The organism is Apilactobacillus intestinapis (assembly GCF_049166695.1).
GTDB classification, from domain to species: domain Bacteria; phylum Bacillota; class Bacilli; order Lactobacillales; family Lactobacillaceae; genus Apilactobacillus; species Apilactobacillus kunkeei_C.
The window spans coordinates 56,219-74,120 of record NZ_JBMHFD010000001.1; the positions used below are offsets into that span (position 1 = coordinate 56,219).

Below are 17,902 nucleotides of genomic sequence, written 5' to 3' on the forward strand. Positions count from 1 at the left end.
AATTTTTTGACAGATACAATCGAAAACAGAAAAAGCCTAATTGTTTATGTTTATTCAACTAAACAAGTCAGACAATTGAAAAAATATGGCTTAATATATTATGTCTCACAAAAAATGCACTACGTGGTTATGTATATAAATGCTGATAACTACGATTGGATTAAAGAAAAAATTAGTAGTTTAAAAATTGTGAAGAAAATTGAAGAAACACCTTACGAACAACTTTCCAGTGAACTATCACTTGAAGGGGACTTCGAAGATGTTGACGATGATGAAGATTATTAAGGAGTTTGGATAAATGAGAGTTGTTTCAGGTAAATTTGGTAGTCGAAGCCTTAAACCTGTGCCAGGTAGTAAGACAAGACCAACAACCGATAAAGTGAAAGAATCCTTATTCAATATGATTGGCCCATTTTTCAATGGTGGGTCATTTTTAGATTTATACGCAGGTTCTGGTTCGGTCGCAATCGAGGCTGTATCTAGAGGGATTGATAGTGCGGTATTGGTAGACCACCAATATCTAGCCATCAAGACAATCAAAGAAAACGTTATGATGACCAAGGAAATGGATGCCTTTAGAATTTACAAGATGGATTCAGACATGGCATTAAATCGTTTTGCTGATCAAAATGATAAGTTTGACTACATTTTCTTGGATCCACCATACAAAGACCAAAAGATGGTCGACCAACTACATATCATTAAGGAAAAAGAATTGCTTAATGAGGATGGAATTGTCATTTGCGAAACCGATGATAACGTTGTTTTAAAAGACGATGTAGAAGGTTATGACATGGTCAAACAAAAGAAGTATGGAATTACCATTATTTCTATTTACAGAATAAAGAGGGGATAGTTATGACAAAAGCAATCTTCCCGGGAAGCTTCGACCCGTTGACTAAGGGACATCTGGACTTAATTAAGCGCGCAAGTAAGATGTTTGATGAGGTCGTCGTTACTGTGGCCAAGAATACCAGTAAAAATGGTGTCTTTAGTTATGATGAAAGAATGAGTTTAATTAAACCCAACATTGAAGGAATTGAAAATGTCTCAGTTACTTCTGCTGACGGATTAACAGTTGATCTTGCCAAACAGGTAGGCGCAATCGTAATTGTCAGGGGACTTCGTAACTCCAGTGACTTTAATGCCGAAAGCTCAATTGCTTCAATGAACTACAACTTGGATAACACAATCGAATCAGTCTTTTTGATTACACGTCCTGAGTTTCAATCTGTTTCATCTAGTTTAATTAAGGAAATTGCTCATTTTGGCGGAGATATTACTCCCTATGTACCACAAAACGTTGCTACGGCATTGAAAGAGAAGTTAAGTTAATGTTTAAAAATAACAGACGGAATAAATTAATCGCACTCTTTGTGGCAATTGCTGCACTTGCGATTTTTGTTAATATTCCATTTCTACCAAAGTATATTGAAAGTCCCGGAACAGCCCCTAATTTAAAACCAGTTGTTTCAATCAAGGGACACAGTGATAAGTTCAAAGGTAAATTCATGTTTACCACGGTGAGTGAATCACAAGCATCAATTGCATCATACGTTGTTGCTAAGTTCAATCCACACCAAACAATTGAAAGCATTAGCGATGTAACTGGTAACCAAGATCAACAAAGTTACATCAATCTGCAAAATGTTTACATGGAAAGTGCAATCAATAACGCAATTTATAATGCCTTTCACTACGCCAAAAAAGATGTTTATTTGAAATATCGTGGTATCTACGTGCTGGCAGTTGATAGTAAGTCTAACTTCTACAATCAAATTAAAGCTGGTGACTCCATTGTTTCTTTGAACGGGCATAAGTTTAAGAGCTCTGCGCAGTTTAGAGACTATGTAAAATCCAAGAAGATTGGTTCAAAGATGACCTTAACGATTTACCGTAATAAGAAGAAAATTCAAATTACCAGAAAACTGTATAAGCTAGCTGGTACCAACCAAGCTGGAATTGGGATTATTTTATCTGATGACAATCAGGTTTCTACCAAGATTCCAATTGATGTTAACCCAGGTGAAGTTGGTGGCCCATCTGCCGGATTGATGTTCTCACTTCAAATCTATGGGCAACTAACTCAACAAAACATTAGACACTCGCAAAATATTGCGGGGACTGGAACCATTGATGAAAATGGGAACGTTGGTGAAATTGGCGGAATCGATAAGAAGATTATCGCGGCCAGAGATGCTGGCGCTAAGTATTTCTTAGCACCATACGTTAAACCAACCAAAGAAGTGCTTAAGTATGAAGATCAACATATGACCAATTACCAACTTGCTGTTAAAACAGCGAAGAAGTATGCACCAAACATGAAAGTTATTCCGGTAACTTCATTCAGTGATGCTTTAAATGCATTGAAGAAAATAAAATAAAAGGAATGTAATTGAATAAATTACATTCCTTTTTTCGTATTTAAGTTTTAGAAAGGAGGAAACGGTGAATAAGATATTAGATTTTTCAACGCAGATAAAAGAAATAATTGATGAACATGCATATAAAATTTTGATTGGTCTATTACTAATCGCTTTTAGTTTAGGGTTAGTTATTATTTTAATCATGAATCAAAACAGCAATGATTCTAACAACGTAGCAACCGATTATTCAGAACAAAGTAGTGTCGTGGCTTCATCCTCGTCCTCTCAAAGCCAAAGTAGTGCTTCGGGAGAACTATATATTGATGTTAAGGGTGAGGTTAAGCATCCGGGCGTCTACCAAATCCCATCCAACAGCCGTGTTACCGACGTCATCAAGGAAGCAGGCGGCTTTAAGGCGGATGCCGATGAACAAAATGTTAACCTAGCCAAGGTATTAAACGACCAAGATGTTGTCGTGGTTAATAAAAAGGGTGCAGCTGGTAGTTCATCGTTTGCTAGTTCGAATAATACGACCACCAGCAGTTCTGCAAATAACGTCAAAGTTAATTTGAATACTGCAGATTTAAATGAACTTCAAAAACTCGATCGCGTGGGTGAAAAGAAAGCACAAAAGATAATTGATTATCGTAACCAACACAATGGTTTTCACTCAATCGATGAAATCAAACAGGTCAGTGGATTCGGTGATAAGACATTTGAAAGATTAAAAGATTCTTTAGAAGTGTAAACTTTGCTATACTATGAATAGTAGTAAAAGAGGGAGAGTAATTAATTATGACTAAACACAGAATTCCATGGGATCAATATTTCATGCTACAAGCTGTTTTACTTTCAACACGTGGCACCTGTAACCGCCTTTCTGTTGGAGCAACCATCGTAAGAGATAAACGTATTATTGCCGGTGGTTATAACGGATCAGTTGCAGGGGATGAACACTGTATTGATGTTGGGTGTTACATGCGAGACGGCCATTGCTTAAGAACAATTCATGCAGAAATGAACGCCATTTCTCAATGTGCAAAATTCGGTGAATCAACCGATGGTTCAGAAATCTATGTAACTGATTTCCCATGTCTTCCTTGTACCAAAGTATTATTACAAGCGGGAATCAAAAAGATTAACTACCTAAGAAACTACCACAATGATGAATATGCATTGTCATTAATTAAACAAAACAACGTCGAATTGAACCAAGTAATCTTGGATGAAGAAACAATCAAACAAATCGAATTTAGCTCTTATTTACCAAAATAAATTAATAATTTATATATTTTTCCATCGATTTCGATTGGAATATTAAGCATTATTTTCTTTGGTGATTTAAAGCTCGGTCTACTGCTTTTTTGTCTATGGATGATTCGGATCATTCGATTAAAAAACGCGTTAGTAATAAAAATAACCACCGTCATGGTGGTTATTTTTTGTTTGGCTTGCTGGTATAGATATAAACAAAATCAAGCTAATCAAATTCAAGGACAACAAACGGTAACGCAAAGCGTTTTAATTTATCCAGATAATATTAAGTACAGTGACGACTCGTTTTATAGTATCGGCACTATTACTGATACCGGTAAACAGATAATGGTCTACGGTAATGACGCAAAGAGGGTAAAGCAATATTTAAGGCCAATTGCCATGAATGTGTCTGGAGTCGTCCAGCCATTTGATGAGGCTAGAAACTTTAACCAGTTTGGTGCCAAAGAATACTACGAGAGTATGGGTATCTACAGTCGATTGACCGTTAAGCAGTTAAATAGTGTAGAAGAACAACATCGGTTTTCAATCATTGATATTCTTCATTATTTACGGATGAAGATGTTGAAATACACGAACCAATTACCGCATCCATTGAACCTCTATGCCAGCAGTCTGCTTCTAGGCGTCATGGACAATTCATTCAACGATGAACTATCAGGCGTAAAGACATTGGGGCTCATTCACTTATTTAGTATTTCCGGGTTGCATGTCTTTTACATCGTGAACCTTTTGAAAATGATACTGGGACTATTCCGTGTGACCAGGGAGAAGGTTCGGTGGGTGACCTTGATATTTCTGCCAACGTACTTCGTCATTGCTGGATCATCGATTGGATTGATGCGGTCAATATTAACGGTTGAAATTGGCATTATTGCATTAATGATAAAGAAGCGATTGACCGGTTTGGATGTCTTTTCGATTACCTTGATGGTCAATTTAATAATTGAGCCGGAGATGTTGTTACAGTTTGGTTCACAACTAAGTTACGCTCTGGCATTCGGCTTGATTTATACGAATAAAATGAAGCCGCTCAAGCAAACGGTGATGATGAACTTAGTCAGTTTACCCTTTATTATCTACAAGCTATTTCAGTGGCACGCACTGACGATGCTAGCCAATTATCTGGTGATACCAATATTTTCGGCGTTAATTATGCCAATGATATTAATCGCGGTCGTTACGTACCCAATTGCTGGATGGTTTAGTTCAGTGGTGGCATTGATATTGAATAGCTTTGATAATGCAGTCAATTGGCTGGGGGCTTTACCAGGGCAGATTAATTTTGGTAAACCCAATCTGTATGTGGCAACGCTTCTTCTAATAATGACACTGTTGGTAATCGACAGGGTCAGTTTTAAAAGAGTGTCGATGCTACTATGTATGTATCTAATCACGTTTATGTATATCCACTATCCACTGCAGGGTGAGGTATCCTTTTTCGATGTTGGCCAGGGTGACAGCATCCTAATTCGTGAGCCGTTTAACCGTTCAATCACTATGATTGATACAGGTGGTAAGTTACAATTTGGTCGCAGGCAAAACAATAAGGTAAATTATCAAGCAGAAAAAACGTCGATTAATTATTTGAAAAGTATCGGTATCAGCCATCTTGATAATCTAGTATTGAGTCATCAGGATGCTGATCACACGGGAGATGTTCCCGCAATCCTGGCGGATTTAAAGGTCGACCGGATTATTGTCGGGGATGGTTTGCAGAACAATCCATCGATAATGAGGAAAATTCGTCCCTATTTGAATAAAACAAAATTAGTGTTAATTAAAGCAAACCAAAAGTTACCTGATTTTCCGTTTAACATTTATCATCCCTTTGTAAGTGGCCTCGGTAAAAACGAGGACTCGGTCGTCTTGGGTACAATCCAAGGAAATCGCAGCTGGTTGTTTATGGGTGATCTACCATCCAGTGGTGAGATTGACATCATGCAAAAATATCCGATGCTAAAAGCGGATTATTTGAAATTGGGTCATCATGGTAGTGATACCTCCAGCAGTGATGCGTTTTTAAAATTCATTCATCCCAAAATTTCAATTATCTCCGCTGGTAGGAACAATCGATATCACCATCCAAGTGTTGCAACGCTTGAAAGATTAAAGGATAATAATTTAGCATACGTGAACACACAAAAACAGGGTATGATATCATATAAATATGGATTATTAGGAAATCACTGGATATTTAAATTGCAAGGGGAATAGTAATGAAAGTAAACGAACTATTAACACAAATTAAAAACAACAATATTAACCCAATATATCTAGTGTTAGGTAAAGAAGACTATTTAATTAATGAAATTAAAAAACACTTCGTGGAATTAATTCCGGAAGAAGAAAGAACCATGAACTTCGCTAGCTATGACATGGAAAGTCAAAACATTGCCACTGCCGTGGGTGATGCTGAAAGTTTGCCATTCTTTGGTGAAAAGAGATTGGTTGTTGTAAACAATCCGTACTTTTTAACCGGTGAACGTAGCAAGTCGACCTTAGATCATGACATCGATAGCTTTATTGAATACGTTAACCACCCAGTTGATAGTACGGTCATGGTCATCATGGCACCATACGGCAAGCTAGATTCTAGAAAAAAGGTTACTAAGCAATTAAAAAACAACGCAGAGGTAATCGATTTAACTAAACTAGATGATCGTGCCATCCAATCATACGTTGCTAACAACATTAAGAGTAATGGTTACACGGTAGAAGGGGATGCCCTTCAAGAATTACTAGGAAGAGTATCTAACGATTTATCATCCGCAATGAACGAACTTCCTAAGTTATTCCTATACTGTCAAAAGGATAAGGTCATTACTAAAAACAGTATCGATAGTTTGGTTGCCAAGTCATTGGACCAAAACGTTTTTGACTTAATTGACTACGTAATGAAAAAGGATTCCAAAAACGCCATCGATTTATACCGTAACCTAATCGTAGAGGATCAAGAACCATTACAAATTAATGCAGTCTTGTTATCACAGTTTCGACTATTACTACAGGTGAATGTGTTAAGTCGTAAGGGATACAGTCAGGGAAACATTGCAGAAAAGCTAAAGGTGCATCCATTTAGAGTAAAACTGGCAATGCAAAATGTGCGTAAGTATCAATTTAGTAGTTTGAGGGATGCTTATTTAGGATTAGTTGATGTTGAAGAAAAACTCAAATCAACACCTGAATCACCAGAACTACTATTTCAAATGTTCACTTTAAAATTTGTCGATAATCAAATTGGATAAACAAAAAAGGACATCTCAAACGAGATGTCCTTTTTTAGGAATAAAAAAAGCTCAGTTAAAACTGAGTTCTTTTTACTTGTTTAACTTAGCTAGACGTGATTTGTTACGTGCAGCAGTGTTAGCTTTGATTAAGCCCTTTGACTTAGCATGGTCTAATGCACTAACAGCGTTGTTGAATAGTTCTTCACGGTTGTCAGCGTTAGCATCAGCTTTTTCAAACTTCTTAACAGCAGTTCTCATCTTGCTTAGTTGAGATGCGTTACGTTTGTTTGCTTTTTCATTAGTTTTTACACGTTCGATAGCAGATTTAATAACAGGCATGAAATTCACCTCCAAAAAAGTCGAATTTTATTTAAAATCCTTAAATTTCAACGACTTTTATTATACAAAAGACAACTTAAAAAAGCAATAGAATTATATAATTCGGATTTCTCCGATCACATTAATAAGGATATTACCTTGCTATTTTCAGGTAATCATAGTAGTATGATTAACGTAGTTTAAAACTACAGTACCGATACTTAGTTTTGTCGCTGCTCTCATCTGGCGCTTTACTCAGTATCTGGTATATTTACTTTTGAAAGGTGGGAAACACAATGGCTCTAACACAAGCTGAAAAGAACGACATCATCAAGAAGTATGCTAGACATGATGGTGACACTGGTTCTGCTGAAGTACAAATTGCTGTACTAACTGCTGACATTAACGAAATTAATGGTCACATGAAAGAACACAAGAAGGATTTCCATTCACAACGTGGTTTGTTGAAGAAAATCGGTCACCGTCGTAACTTACTAAGATACTTACGTAACACAGATGTTCAACGTTACCGTGATTTAATCAAGAGTTTAGGTCTACGTCGTTAATATTTTTAAAATGGAACTGCTCTATGAGTGGTTCCATTTTTTTATACATACATATATGCACTTATCAGTTATTATTCAATTTAAAAGTATGATACACTATAGATAGTTAAATGAGATCGTATTGAAAATAATTATTTTATTTCATAATAAAAAATATACATAAAATTATATGAGGTGAATCATGAAAAATAGTGTAAAAATTATTCCCTTAGGAGGAGTAAGGGAGAGTGGCAAGAACCTATATGCCGTTGAGATTAACAATGGGATTTATGTTTTAGATTGTGGTCTAAAATATCCTGAAAATGACATGTTAGGAATTGATGTAGTTATTCCTGATTTCACATACTTACGTGAAAACAAGGAAAAGATTATCGGAGTTTTCCTATCTAATAGTGACATGGATTCAATTGGCGCACTACCATATTTCGTCAGTGAATTCGATGTCCCGGTATTCGGATCAAAACTAACCATTGAAATGGCTAAGTACGAAGTTAAGAATAATGAAAGATCAAAGAAGTTTAACAACTTCAACGTAATCAACGAAAAGAGTGAAATTCTTTTTGATGACGTCACAGTTACTTTCTTTAAGACTAGTCACTCAGTTCCTGACTCAATGGGAATTTCATTGGCTGTTGAAGAAGGCCAAATCGTATACACTGGTGACTTTAAGTTTGATCCAGCATTACGTAACGGCTTTGCAACTGATTACAGTTCAATCGCCAAGGTTGGTAACAAGAAGGTTATCGCTTTACTAGCAGACTCACAAAATGCAGACAATCCATTCCCAATGGCAAACGAAATTCAAGCTAGCCAATACATCTTTGATACCTTTGAAGATAGTAAGAGTCGTGTGATTGTTGCAGCTAACTCTGCTAACCTATTAAGAATTCAACAAGTATTTGACGCAGCTGCAAAGTCTGAAAGAAAAGTATTTGTTGGTAAGCACCTAGATGCCAAAGTTAAGTTAGCAATTGATTCTGGATACATTAATGTAGCAGAAGACTTATTAATTGAAGACATTGAAGAACTAAAGAAGCTTGAAAGCGACGAAATTGTTGTATTGGAAACTAATCCAGTTAGTGAACCAATCAAGCTAGTTCAAAGAATGGCTGCTCAACAACAAAAGGATATCAACATCGAACCCGGTGACGTTGTACTAATCGTTACGTCACCATCTCCAGCAATGGATAACAGTATGGCTAAGACTGATGACATGGTATACCAAGCTGACGGTACAGTTAAGGTTATTTCAAACGACCTAAATGTTTCTGATCACGCAAGTGCTGAAGATATCCAAATGTTAATTAGTTTGTTGAAACCACAGTACTTCATTCCAGTTAGTGGTGAATATATGATGATGAACGAAAGCAAACGTGCTGCTACTAACATGGGTGTCGACGAAGATAAGATTCTAATCCTAAGCAAGGGTGAAACTATCGAATATGATGGTGCTAAATTCCACCATGGTAATGCCGTTGAAGCAGGTAACACTATGATTGATGGTATCGGTGTCGGAGATATTGGTAACATCGTTTTACGTGACCGTAAGGTATTATCAGAAGATGGTATCTTCATCGTTGTTGTTACAATCGATAGAAAGAAAAAGATTATCATTTCTCGTCCTAAGATAACTTCAAGAGGATTCATTTACGTTAAGTCAAACAAGGACCTAATGAATGAAGCAGCTGAAATTGTTTCTAAGACCATTCAATTAAACCTTGATAACAAGGAATTTGATTGGAGTCACTTGAAGCAATCAGTAAGAGAAAAAATCAGTCACTTCTTATTTGATAAGACAAAACGTCGTCCGGTAATTCTTCCAGTTATTATGGAAGTAAACCAACATCATAAAAAGAAGCGTCCACAAAAATAAATAAGGTTAATTATTCGGAGTGATTTTAATGGATGAACATAGTTCACAAATAGCTAAGGATATTGCATCAAACATTGATGACAAACAATATCAATTAGCTATCAACAAAGCCAAAAATTACTTAGAAGATCAGCCAAGCGATGAGATTGAAGTATTATTAGTTCAATCTCTTTTTAGCTTAAAGCAATATGTTGAAGCAAGAAAAGAAGTCATGGAAAATCCAAATGCGTTTACCACAAATGAGCAGGACTTTTTATTGATGATTAATGTGTTATTGAAAAACAATGAATACATTAAATCTAGAGAAATTGTTGAAACATTTAAAGTCAACGATAGCTATTACAATGATGGCTTAAAGCTAATTGAAGAAAGCGAAGCTTCTTTTAGAAGTAATTCAAGTGAAGAAATTCATCAACTTGCACAAAAGTTCTACCATATAAGTAGTAAGCAAACGATGTATTGGCAAAAGGAATCGTTCTTAAATGGACAACATTTACCATACGATGAATTTTTAAAATACAGTCGCTTTGTTTTGATGGACCCATTTGTCCAATTTGTGATTAAGGCAGAGGTAATCGACACGTTAAGAAAAGTTGGTTCAAATGAGGTCGTCGACATGATGTGGATTGATGGAAAGACAAAGAAAGTTAAGATGGGTGAAATTAAATCACTTCAAGATATGAACTCATATCAACTTATCTTTAATCGCTTAACTGACGAGTATATGATGGATCCAGAAAAGTTCATGTTATTGAGTAGTTACTTCCAACATCAATCAATTTTGATGTACCCATTCAATGATGAAATAATTCTGGATGCAAACAGGTGGTATGACCTGTCAATACAGGCATATCTAAGCGCAAAAGAGTACACTGTAGATGATAATGATGATTATGTAAAATTAATCGAAATTATAAAGCTACAATTTAATTCAATTAAATAGAATAAAATTGTTAAATATGCTTTTTTTGTGTTTACAAATAAAAATACAGTAGCTATAATATTAAAGGAATTCTTCTTGAGACTGATATGTGATTTTGTCTTTTTGAGAAGATGTAGTATAATAAATCATAAAGATGAGTTTGCATTTGCTAACTCAAATCTTTCGAAATTTATAGGAGGTTTTCATAAATGGCAAAAGAACATTATGAAAGAACAAAACCCCATGTAAATATTGGTACTATTGGCCATATTGATCATGGTAAGACTACTTTAACTGCAGCTATCACTAAAGTGCTTTCAGAAAAGGGTCTAGCAGACGCTTCTGATTACGCTCAAATCGATGCTGCTCCAGAAGAACGTGAACGTGGTATCACAATCAACACTGCTCACGTTGAATACTCAACTGAAAAGCGTCACTACGCTCATATTGATGCCCCAGGACATGCTGACTACGTTAAGAACATGATCACTGGTGCCGCTCAAATGGATGGTGCCATCCTAGTTGTTGCCGCAACTGATGGTCCTATGCCACAAACTCGTGAACACATTCTTCTAGCTCGCCAAGTTGGTGTTGAATACATCGTTGTATTCTTAAACAAGACTGACTTAGTTGACGATGATGAATTAGTTGACTTAGTTGAAATGGAAGTACGTGAATTACTTTCAGAATACGATTACCCTGGTGATGATATTCCAGTTGTTCGTGGTTCAGCTCTAAAGGCTCTACAAGACGACCAAGAACAAAAAGACGTAATCCTACACTTAATGGATGTTGTTGACGAATACATCCCAACTCCAGAACGTGATGCTTCAAAACCATTACTAATGCCTGTTGAAGATGTATTTACTATCACTGGTCGTGGTACTGTTGCTTCAGGACGTATCGACCGTGGTGTTGTTAAGATTGGTGACGAAGTTGAAATCATCGGTCTTGTTGAAGACATCTTAAAGACTACTGTTACTGGTCTAGAAATGTTCCGTAAGACTCTTGACGAAGGTGAAGCCGGAGATAACGTTGGTATGTTACTTCGTGGTGTAAACCGTGAACAAGTTGTACGTGGTCAAGTTATCGCTGCTCCTGGTTCAATCAAGACTCATACTGAATTCAAGGCTCAAGTATATGCTTTGAGTAAAGAAGAAGGTGGACGTCATACTCCATTCTTCTCAAACTACCGTCCACAATTCTACTTCCACACCACTGACGTTACTGGTGTTATCGAACTAGAAGACGGTGTTGAAATGGTTATGCCTGGTGATAACGTTGAATTCAACGTTAAGCTAACTAAGCCAGTTGCCATCGAAAAGGGAACTAAGTTCACTGTTCGTGAAGGTGGTCACACTGTTGGTGCCGGTGTTGTTTCAGACATCGAAGAATAATCAATTCTAAAAAAGAGATTCAGATTTTTATCTGGATCTTTTTTTTGTACATAAAAATAAGCGAAAGACCTATAATTATTTACTTTTTACTTGTGTTACGTTAAAATATAGAGGTGCGCAATTAGAAGAAAATTGTAAAAATTATATTTTCATGTCGGAGGGAAAATAATGTCAGCTAAATGGGAAAAAAAAGGCACTAATGACGGTGAACTAACATTCGAAATTAGTGTTGACAAAGTAAAAGAAGGTTTAGATCAAGCCTTCAACAAGAACAAGAAAAACATCACTGTTCCTGGTTTCCGTAAGGGAAAAGTTTCACGCCAAGTATTTAACGAAATGTACGGTGAAGAAGCTCTATACCAAGACGCTTTAAACATTCTTTTACCAGAAGCATACAGTGAAGCTATCAAGGAAACTGGCATTGAACCAGTTGCTCAACCAGAAGTTAACATTGATAGTCTAGAAAAGGATCAACCATGGGTTCTAAAAGCTAACGTTACTGTTAAGCCAGATGTAGAACTAGGTGATTACAAAGGAATCGTTGTTGAAAAACCAAACACTCGTGTTTACCAAAAAGATGTAGACGCTAAGATTGAAGACATGCGTAAGAACCAAGCAGAACTTGTTCTAAAAGAAGACAAGGCTGCTGAAAACGGTGACACTGTTGTTATCGATTTTGATGGTTACGTTGACGGCAAACAATTTGATGGTGGCCAAGCAACTAACTACTCACTAGAATTAGGTTCAAAATCATTTATCCCAGGATTTGAAGACCAACTAGTTGGCCACAAAGCTGGTGAAGATGTTGATGTTAAGGTAACTTTCCCAGAAGATTACCAAGCTAAAGAATTAGCATCAAAAGAAGCTACTTTCAAGACTAAGATTCACGAAGTTAAAGAAAAGCAAATGCCTGAACTAGATGACGAATTTGCTAAGGACGTTGACGAAGATGTTGACAGTCTAGAAGAACTAAAGGCTAAGATTAAGGACCAACTAAAGGAACAAAAGAAGGCCGAAGGTGAAACTCAAGTTGAAGACGAAGCTATTAAGGGTGCTGTAGCAAACGCTACTGTTAAAGAAATTCCTCAAGCAATGATCGACGAAGACGTTCAACGTCAAATGGATCAATACCTTGCAAGCATGCAACAACAAGGTATCAATGCTGAAATGTACTTCCAACTAACTGGTACTAAGCCAGAAGACTTGAAGAAACAATTTGCTCAAGGTGCTGACGAACGTGTTAAGACTAACCTTGTATTAGAAGCAATTGTTAAGGATGCTAACATCGTTCCTTCACAAGAAGAAATCGATCAACAAGTTAAGGACTTAGCTGCTCAATACGGTATGAAAGAAGAAGCCGTACGTGGTGCTTTAACTGAAGACATGTTGAAACATGATATTTCAATCCAAAACGCTGTTAAGTTAATCACTGACAACGCAAAACAAGAACCAAAGTCAAAAATTAACAAATAATTTCGACTTTTGTTAATATTAAAGGTCCAGTTAACAATTCGTTAATTGGACCTTTTTTAAACTAAAGCATTATGATGTTATCAACATTAATAATGTGGTATTATTTAAAATAATATCGGAATTATATAGGGGTGAAGTTTTTGTTTGAAGATAATGAAGGAAAAGGCCCCATTACTTGTTCTTTTTGTGGTAAATCACAAGATCAAGTAAAGAAAATCGTCGCGGGACCTGGCGTATACATTTGTAATGAATGTATCGATTTATGTAAAGATATCGTCGACGAAGAATTAGCACAAGAAAATGCAGATACAACAATCAAATCATTAAGTCCAAAGGAAATCGTTGATAAGTTAAACGATTACGTAATTGGTCAAGATGAAGCTAAGAAGACCTTAGCGGTTGCTGTATACAACCATTACAAGCGTGTTAATAACTTAGATGATGAAGACGATACTGAACTACAAAAGAGTAATATTTCAATCATTGGACCTACTGGTTCAGGTAAAACATACCTTGCTCAATCACTAGCTCGTATTTTAAACGTCCCATTTGCAATCGCAGATGCTACAACCCTTACCGAAGCTGGTTATGTGGGGGAAGACGTTGAAAACATCTTATTAAAGCTACTTCAAAATGCTGACTTTGATGTTGAAAGAGCTGAAAAGGGAATCATCTACGTTGATGAAATTGATAAGATTGCTAAGAAATCTGAAAATGTTTCAATCACACGTGATGTTTCCGGTGAAGGTGTTCAACAAGCGCTATTGAAAATCTTAGAAGGTACTGTTGCTAGTGTTCCACCTAATGGTGGTAGAAAGCATCCACAACAAGAAATGATTCAAATTGATACTAAGAACATTTTATTCATTGTTGGTGGTGCCTTTGACGGTATTCAAGACATCGTAAAACACCGTTTAGGAGACAAGACCATTGGATTCGGTACTGATCCCAGTGAAGCAGCTAAAGTTAACGATGATAACATCATGCAACACGTTATCCCAAGTGACTTGCTACAATTCGGTCTAATCCCTGAATTTATTGGTCGTTTACCAATTCTTACTGCCTTAAACAAGTTAAGCGAAGAAGACTTGGTTAGAATTTTAACTGAACCTAAGAACGCATTGGTTAAACAATACGTTAAACTAATGTCAATCGATGGTGTCGAACTAGAATTTGAAGACGATGCGCTAAAGGAAATGGCTCATACAGCCATCGAAAGAAAGACCGGTGCTCGTGGATTGAGATCAATCATGGAAGATACCATGAGAGACATCATGTATGAAGTACCAAGCGATAAGGACGTTAAGAAAGTTATCGTTACCGCTGACTCTGTTTTGAAAAAATCAGAACCAAAGATTGTAAAAGAAGCTCAATAATAAAAAGCCTTACAGTGTTTAACACTGTAGGGCCTTTTGTTTTTTTGAAATAATTAAAAGGTATTTTTGTGGTAAATGCATTTATGAAGGTGCCTTTTTTATGGTAAAATTAATATATAAAATTACAGAAACGAGTGAATTAAGATGGATGTACACAACGTCAATATCGATATCAGTGCGGTGGAACCAAAACAATACCCAAGTAATGGATATCCAGAAATTGCATTGGTTGGTCGCTCCAATGTGGGAAAATCTTCTTTAACCAATGTGTTAATTAACCGTAACGGTTATGCTAGAACCTCTAACAAACCAGGAAAGACTCAAACATTGAACTTCTACAACTTAGATGAAAAACTCTTCTTTGTTGATATTCCTGGTTATGGTTATGCGAAAATTTCAAAGGCACAACGTGCTAAATGGGGAGAAATGATTGAAACATATCTAACCACTAGAAGACAACTAAAAGGGGTTGTTTTATTAATTGACGGTAGACGTGCACCAAGTCAAGATGACTTGCAAATGTACGAGTTTCTAAAATACTATGACATTCCAACTTTAGTCTTGGCTACTAAGATGGATAAGACTCCTAAGAGCAAGTGGAATAAAGAAGTAAGTATTTTAAACAAGACTGTTGACTTAAACGACGGTGATGAAATACAATTATTCTCTGCTTTAAGTAAGTACGGAAAAGAAGAAGTTTGGAAATGGATCGAAAGTAAAACGGGGGTAAAATAAGTGGAATTTAACGATTACCAAAAAGCTGCAAACAAAACATTACACGGAAATGAACAAGTCTTAACTAACTGTGCACTAGGTTTAGCTAGTGAAACCGGTCAAGTTGTTGACCTAGTTAAGAAGTACACTTTCCATGGCGATTCACTAGATCGTGAAAAGCTTGTTAAGGAAATGGGTGACGTACTTTGGTACCTATCTCAAGTTGCAGAATGGAACAATATTGATTTTGAAGAAATTGCTGAATTCAATATTAACCGCCTAAATAAACAATAAAAAATAGGCATCACAATTTAATTGTGATGCCTAAATTATATTATTTTTCTTTCTTTTTATCGGTTGATTTTTTATCTTTACGTTTTAAAAATTTATCGCGATCTTCGTTCTTAGTGTCCAGTTTGGCAAACTTATCGAACATAGCATTTAAGTCGTTGTTACGTTGAATATTTAAACCCATAATTATGCATCTCCTTATTTATGGTATATGATAGCAAATTAAATCGAATTTGTCATATTGAAGTGTTTTTTCAAACGAGGTGATAAAATGGCAACTTCACACATTGAGCATAAACTTAGATTATTACCAGATTTACCTGGATGTTATTTGATGAAGAATAAACTAGGTAAAATCATTTACGTTGGTAAAGCAAAGAATCTAAAAAATCGTGTTAGATCATACTTTAAGAGTAGCCATGAGGGAAAGACAGCCAAGTTGGTTTCACAAATTAGGGACTTTGAAACCATTATTACGACTAATGACAAAGAAGCATTCCTACTAGAAATCACATTGATTCAAAAGCATCGACCTTACTATAATATTCAGTTAAAACAAGGTAATGGTGGATACCCATACATCAAGATTACAAACGAACGTGATCCACAACTAAAGATTGTTAACACCATTAAAAAAGACGGTGGATACTACTTTGGACCATATCCAAATGTATATGCTGCTGATGAAACATTGCACTTCTTACAAAAGGTTTATCCATTGAGAAGATGTAATGGTTATCAACACAGACCTTGTCTTTACTATCACATGGGACAATGTTTGGGAGCATGTTTTAAAAAGGTTCCTAAGTCTGAATACCAAAACCAAATTCGCCACATTAAGTCGTTTTTAAATGGTGATGTGGGAATTGCCAAGAAGATGTTGACCGAAAAGATGAAGATTGCGGCGGACTCATTACAATATGAACGCGCTGCTGAAATTAGGGACCAATTGAAGTACATCGAAATCACTGTGGAAAAGCAAAAGATTATTTCAAATGACACCACACCTCGCGACATTTTCAATTACTACGTGAACCATGGATGGATTTCAATTCAAATCTTCTTTATCAGACAAGCTCGTTTGTTGAAACGAGTTAAGCGTAGTTTCCCAATTGTGGATGACCCAGTTGAAACAATGGAAGACTTTATCGGTCAGTTCTATTCTGAAGAAAATCATCAAACACCAAAGGAAGTTTTAATTCCAGAAACATTGGATGCTGATTTGATTTCAGAAGCAATTGGGACACCGGTGAGGGTTCCACAAAGGGGACAAAAGAAGGACTTAATCGATATGGCACAAAAGAATGCCAAGCTAGTCTTGGATGAAAAGTTCCGTTTGATGGAACTAGATAACATCAAGACTAAGGGAGCTGCTGATGAATTAGCGGTGGCCTTGAACATTGCTTCAGCCAAAACGATTGAAGCCTTTGACCACTCACATATTCAAGGGGCTGACATTGTTTCAGCCATGATTCAGTTTGTGGATGGGAAACCAAATAAGAACGCTTATCGTAAATACAAACTCCAAAACGAAGATCATGCTGATGAAGCAGCAAGTACCAGAGAAGTTATTAGAAGAAGATATACAAGACTTTTGAAGGAACATGCTGATTTACCGGACCTAATTCTAATGGATGGTGGAGAAATCCAATTGAATGCCGTTAAAGATGTCTTGGAAAATGAGTTAGGCTTGGAAATTCCGGTTGCCGGAATGGTTAAAAACGATAAGCATAAGACTGCTGACTTATTGTTTGGACAATTGGATGAACATATTTCGTTGAATCCAAAGAGTCAGGCATTCTATCTTGTTCAAAGAATTCAAGACGAAGTTCATAGATTTGCGATTAACTTCCATCGCCAAGTTCACACTAAGCATTCACTTAGCTCAGAACTTGATACAATCGAGGGAGTTGGACCAAAGACTAGAAGTAAGTTATTGAACAAGTTTAAGACAATGAAGAAAATCGCCAACGCACCAATTAATGAAATTGAGGCGTTAGGGATTAATACCAAAACAGCAAAGAATATCAAATACTCATTAAATAATATTGAAAAATGATGTGGACTGTTTACGGTCTTTAAAAATAAAGTTATACTATGT

General features: G+C 36.2%; 19 protein-coding genes. 17 read left to right on the plus strand and 2 right to left on the minus strand.

The features are described from left to right. Positions 1-6 precede the first annotated feature (6 nt). From ACOMA7_RS00380 to holA, 8 genes are all read left to right on the plus strand, one after another. On the plus strand, positions 7-285 hold the full coding sequence (locus ACOMA7_RS00380; protein WP_421391288.1) for a DUF2129 domain-containing protein: 279 nt from the start codon (positions 7-9) through the stop codon (positions 283-285). 13 nt (positions 286-298) lie between these two features. Continuing rightward, entirely contained in the window at positions 299-856 is a 558-nt protein-coding gene (gene rsmD, locus ACOMA7_RS00385) for a 16S rRNA (guanine(966)-N(2))-methyltransferase RsmD (RefSeq protein ID WP_301945527.1), read from the plus strand. A 2-nt stretch (positions 857-858) separates the two neighbouring features. After that, positions 859-1,335 (plus strand): pantetheine-phosphate adenylyltransferase, encoded by a 477-nt coding sequence (coaD, locus tag ACOMA7_RS00390; protein WP_301945526.1) that lies wholly within the window; start codon positions 859-861, stop codon positions 1,333-1,335. Next, entirely contained in the window at positions 1,335-2,384 is a 1,050-nt protein-coding gene (locus tag ACOMA7_RS00395; protein ID WP_301945525.1) for a SepM family pheromone-processing serine protease, read from the plus strand. The genes coaD and ACOMA7_RS00395 overlap by 1 nt, the downstream gene beginning before the upstream one ends. Positions 2,385-2,448: 64 nt before the next feature. Further along, the gene (locus ACOMA7_RS00400) at positions 2,449-3,114 is read left to right on the plus strand and encodes a helix-hairpin-helix domain-containing protein (RefSeq protein ID WP_421391291.1); all 666 of its coding nucleotides are present in this window, start codon (positions 2,449-2,451) and stop codon (positions 3,112-3,114) included. 47 nt (positions 3,115-3,161) lie between these two features. Continuing rightward, positions 3,162-3,641, plus strand: a complete 480-nt coding sequence (locus ACOMA7_RS00405; protein WP_034534666.1) for a ComE operon protein 2 — start codon at positions 3,162-3,164, stop codon at positions 3,639-3,641. A 171-nt stretch (positions 3,642-3,812) separates the two neighbouring features. After that, on the plus strand, positions 3,813-5,858 hold the full coding sequence (locus ACOMA7_RS00410) for a DNA internalization-related competence protein ComEC/Rec2 (protein ID WP_421391294.1): 2,046 nt from the start codon (positions 3,813-3,815) through the stop codon (positions 5,856-5,858). A 2-nt stretch (positions 5,859-5,860) separates the two neighbouring features. Beyond that, positions 5,861-6,889 (plus strand): DNA polymerase III subunit delta, encoded by a 1,029-nt coding sequence (holA, locus tag ACOMA7_RS00415; RefSeq protein ID WP_057198098.1) that lies wholly within the window; start codon positions 5,861-5,863, stop codon positions 6,887-6,889. Between the two features lie 72 nt (positions 6,890-6,961). On the opposite strand, the gene rpsT is transcribed toward holA, so the two are convergent. Beyond that, positions 6,962-7,210, minus strand: a complete 249-nt coding sequence (gene rpsT / locus ACOMA7_RS00420) for a 30S ribosomal protein S20 (RefSeq protein ID WP_034531745.1) — start codon at positions 7,208-7,210, stop codon at positions 6,962-6,964. Positions 7,211-7,485: 275 nt separating this feature from the next. Between rpsT and rpsO the strand changes: the two genes are divergently transcribed. The 8 genes from rpsO (at position 7,486) to ACOMA7_RS00460 (ending at position 15,804) form a co-directional block, all read left to right on the plus strand. After that, complete coding sequence (gene rpsO, locus ACOMA7_RS00425) at positions 7,486-7,755, plus strand: 30S ribosomal protein S15 (RefSeq protein WP_034531743.1); 270 nt, start codon at positions 7,486-7,488, stop codon at positions 7,753-7,755. A gap of 181 nt (positions 7,756-7,936) precedes the next feature. Further along, a complete protein-coding gene (locus ACOMA7_RS00430) occupies positions 7,937-9,628 on the plus strand; it encodes a ribonuclease J (protein ID WP_054608243.1) in 1,692 nt (563 codons plus the stop codon). Between the two features lie 28 nt (positions 9,629-9,656). Continuing rightward, positions 9,657-10,571, plus strand: a complete 915-nt coding sequence (locus tag ACOMA7_RS00435) for a hypothetical protein (protein ID WP_421391298.1) — start codon at positions 9,657-9,659, stop codon at positions 10,569-10,571. Positions 10,572-10,759: 188 nt separating this feature from the next. Beyond that, entirely contained in the window at positions 10,760-11,947 is a 1,188-nt protein-coding gene (gene tuf / locus ACOMA7_RS00440; protein WP_053791852.1) for an elongation factor Tu, read from the plus strand. 168 nt (positions 11,948-12,115) lie between these two features. Next, complete coding sequence (gene tig, locus ACOMA7_RS00445) at positions 12,116-13,420, plus strand: trigger factor (protein WP_421391301.1); 1,305 nt, start codon at positions 12,116-12,118, stop codon at positions 13,418-13,420. 140 nt (positions 13,421-13,560) lie between these two features. Further along, positions 13,561-14,796 carry an ATP-dependent Clp protease ATP-binding subunit ClpX gene (gene clpX / locus ACOMA7_RS00450; protein WP_421391303.1) on the plus strand — a complete coding sequence of 412 codons (1,236 nt, stop codon included), beginning with the start codon at positions 13,561-13,563 and terminating at the stop codon, positions 14,794-14,796. Positions 14,797-14,940: 144 nt separating this feature from the next. Continuing rightward, positions 14,941-15,531 (plus strand): ribosome biogenesis GTP-binding protein YihA/YsxC, encoded by a 591-nt coding sequence (gene yihA / locus ACOMA7_RS00455; protein WP_034531730.1) that lies wholly within the window; start codon positions 14,941-14,943, stop codon positions 15,529-15,531. Continuing rightward, on the plus strand, positions 15,532-15,804 hold the full coding sequence (locus ACOMA7_RS00460; protein ID WP_034531728.1) for a nucleoside triphosphate pyrophosphohydrolase family protein: 273 nt from the start codon (positions 15,532-15,534) through the stop codon (positions 15,802-15,804). It abuts the gene before it with no gap. A 40-nt stretch (positions 15,805-15,844) separates the two neighbouring features. Here the strand turns inward: ACOMA7_RS00460 and ACOMA7_RS00465 are convergent, their stop codons facing one another. Continuing rightward, on the minus strand, positions 15,845-15,985 hold the full coding sequence (locus ACOMA7_RS00465; protein WP_167540463.1) for an SPJ_0845 family protein: 141 nt from the start codon (positions 15,983-15,985) through the stop codon (positions 15,845-15,847). A gap of 87 nt (positions 15,986-16,072) precedes the next feature. Here ACOMA7_RS00465 and uvrC point away from each other — a divergent pair, with 87 nt between their 5' ends. Beyond that, on the plus strand, positions 16,073-17,860 hold the full coding sequence (gene uvrC, locus ACOMA7_RS00470; RefSeq protein WP_054608241.1) for an excinuclease ABC subunit UvrC: 1,788 nt from the start codon (positions 16,073-16,075) through the stop codon (positions 17,858-17,860). Positions 17,861-17,902 lie beyond the last annotated feature (42 nt).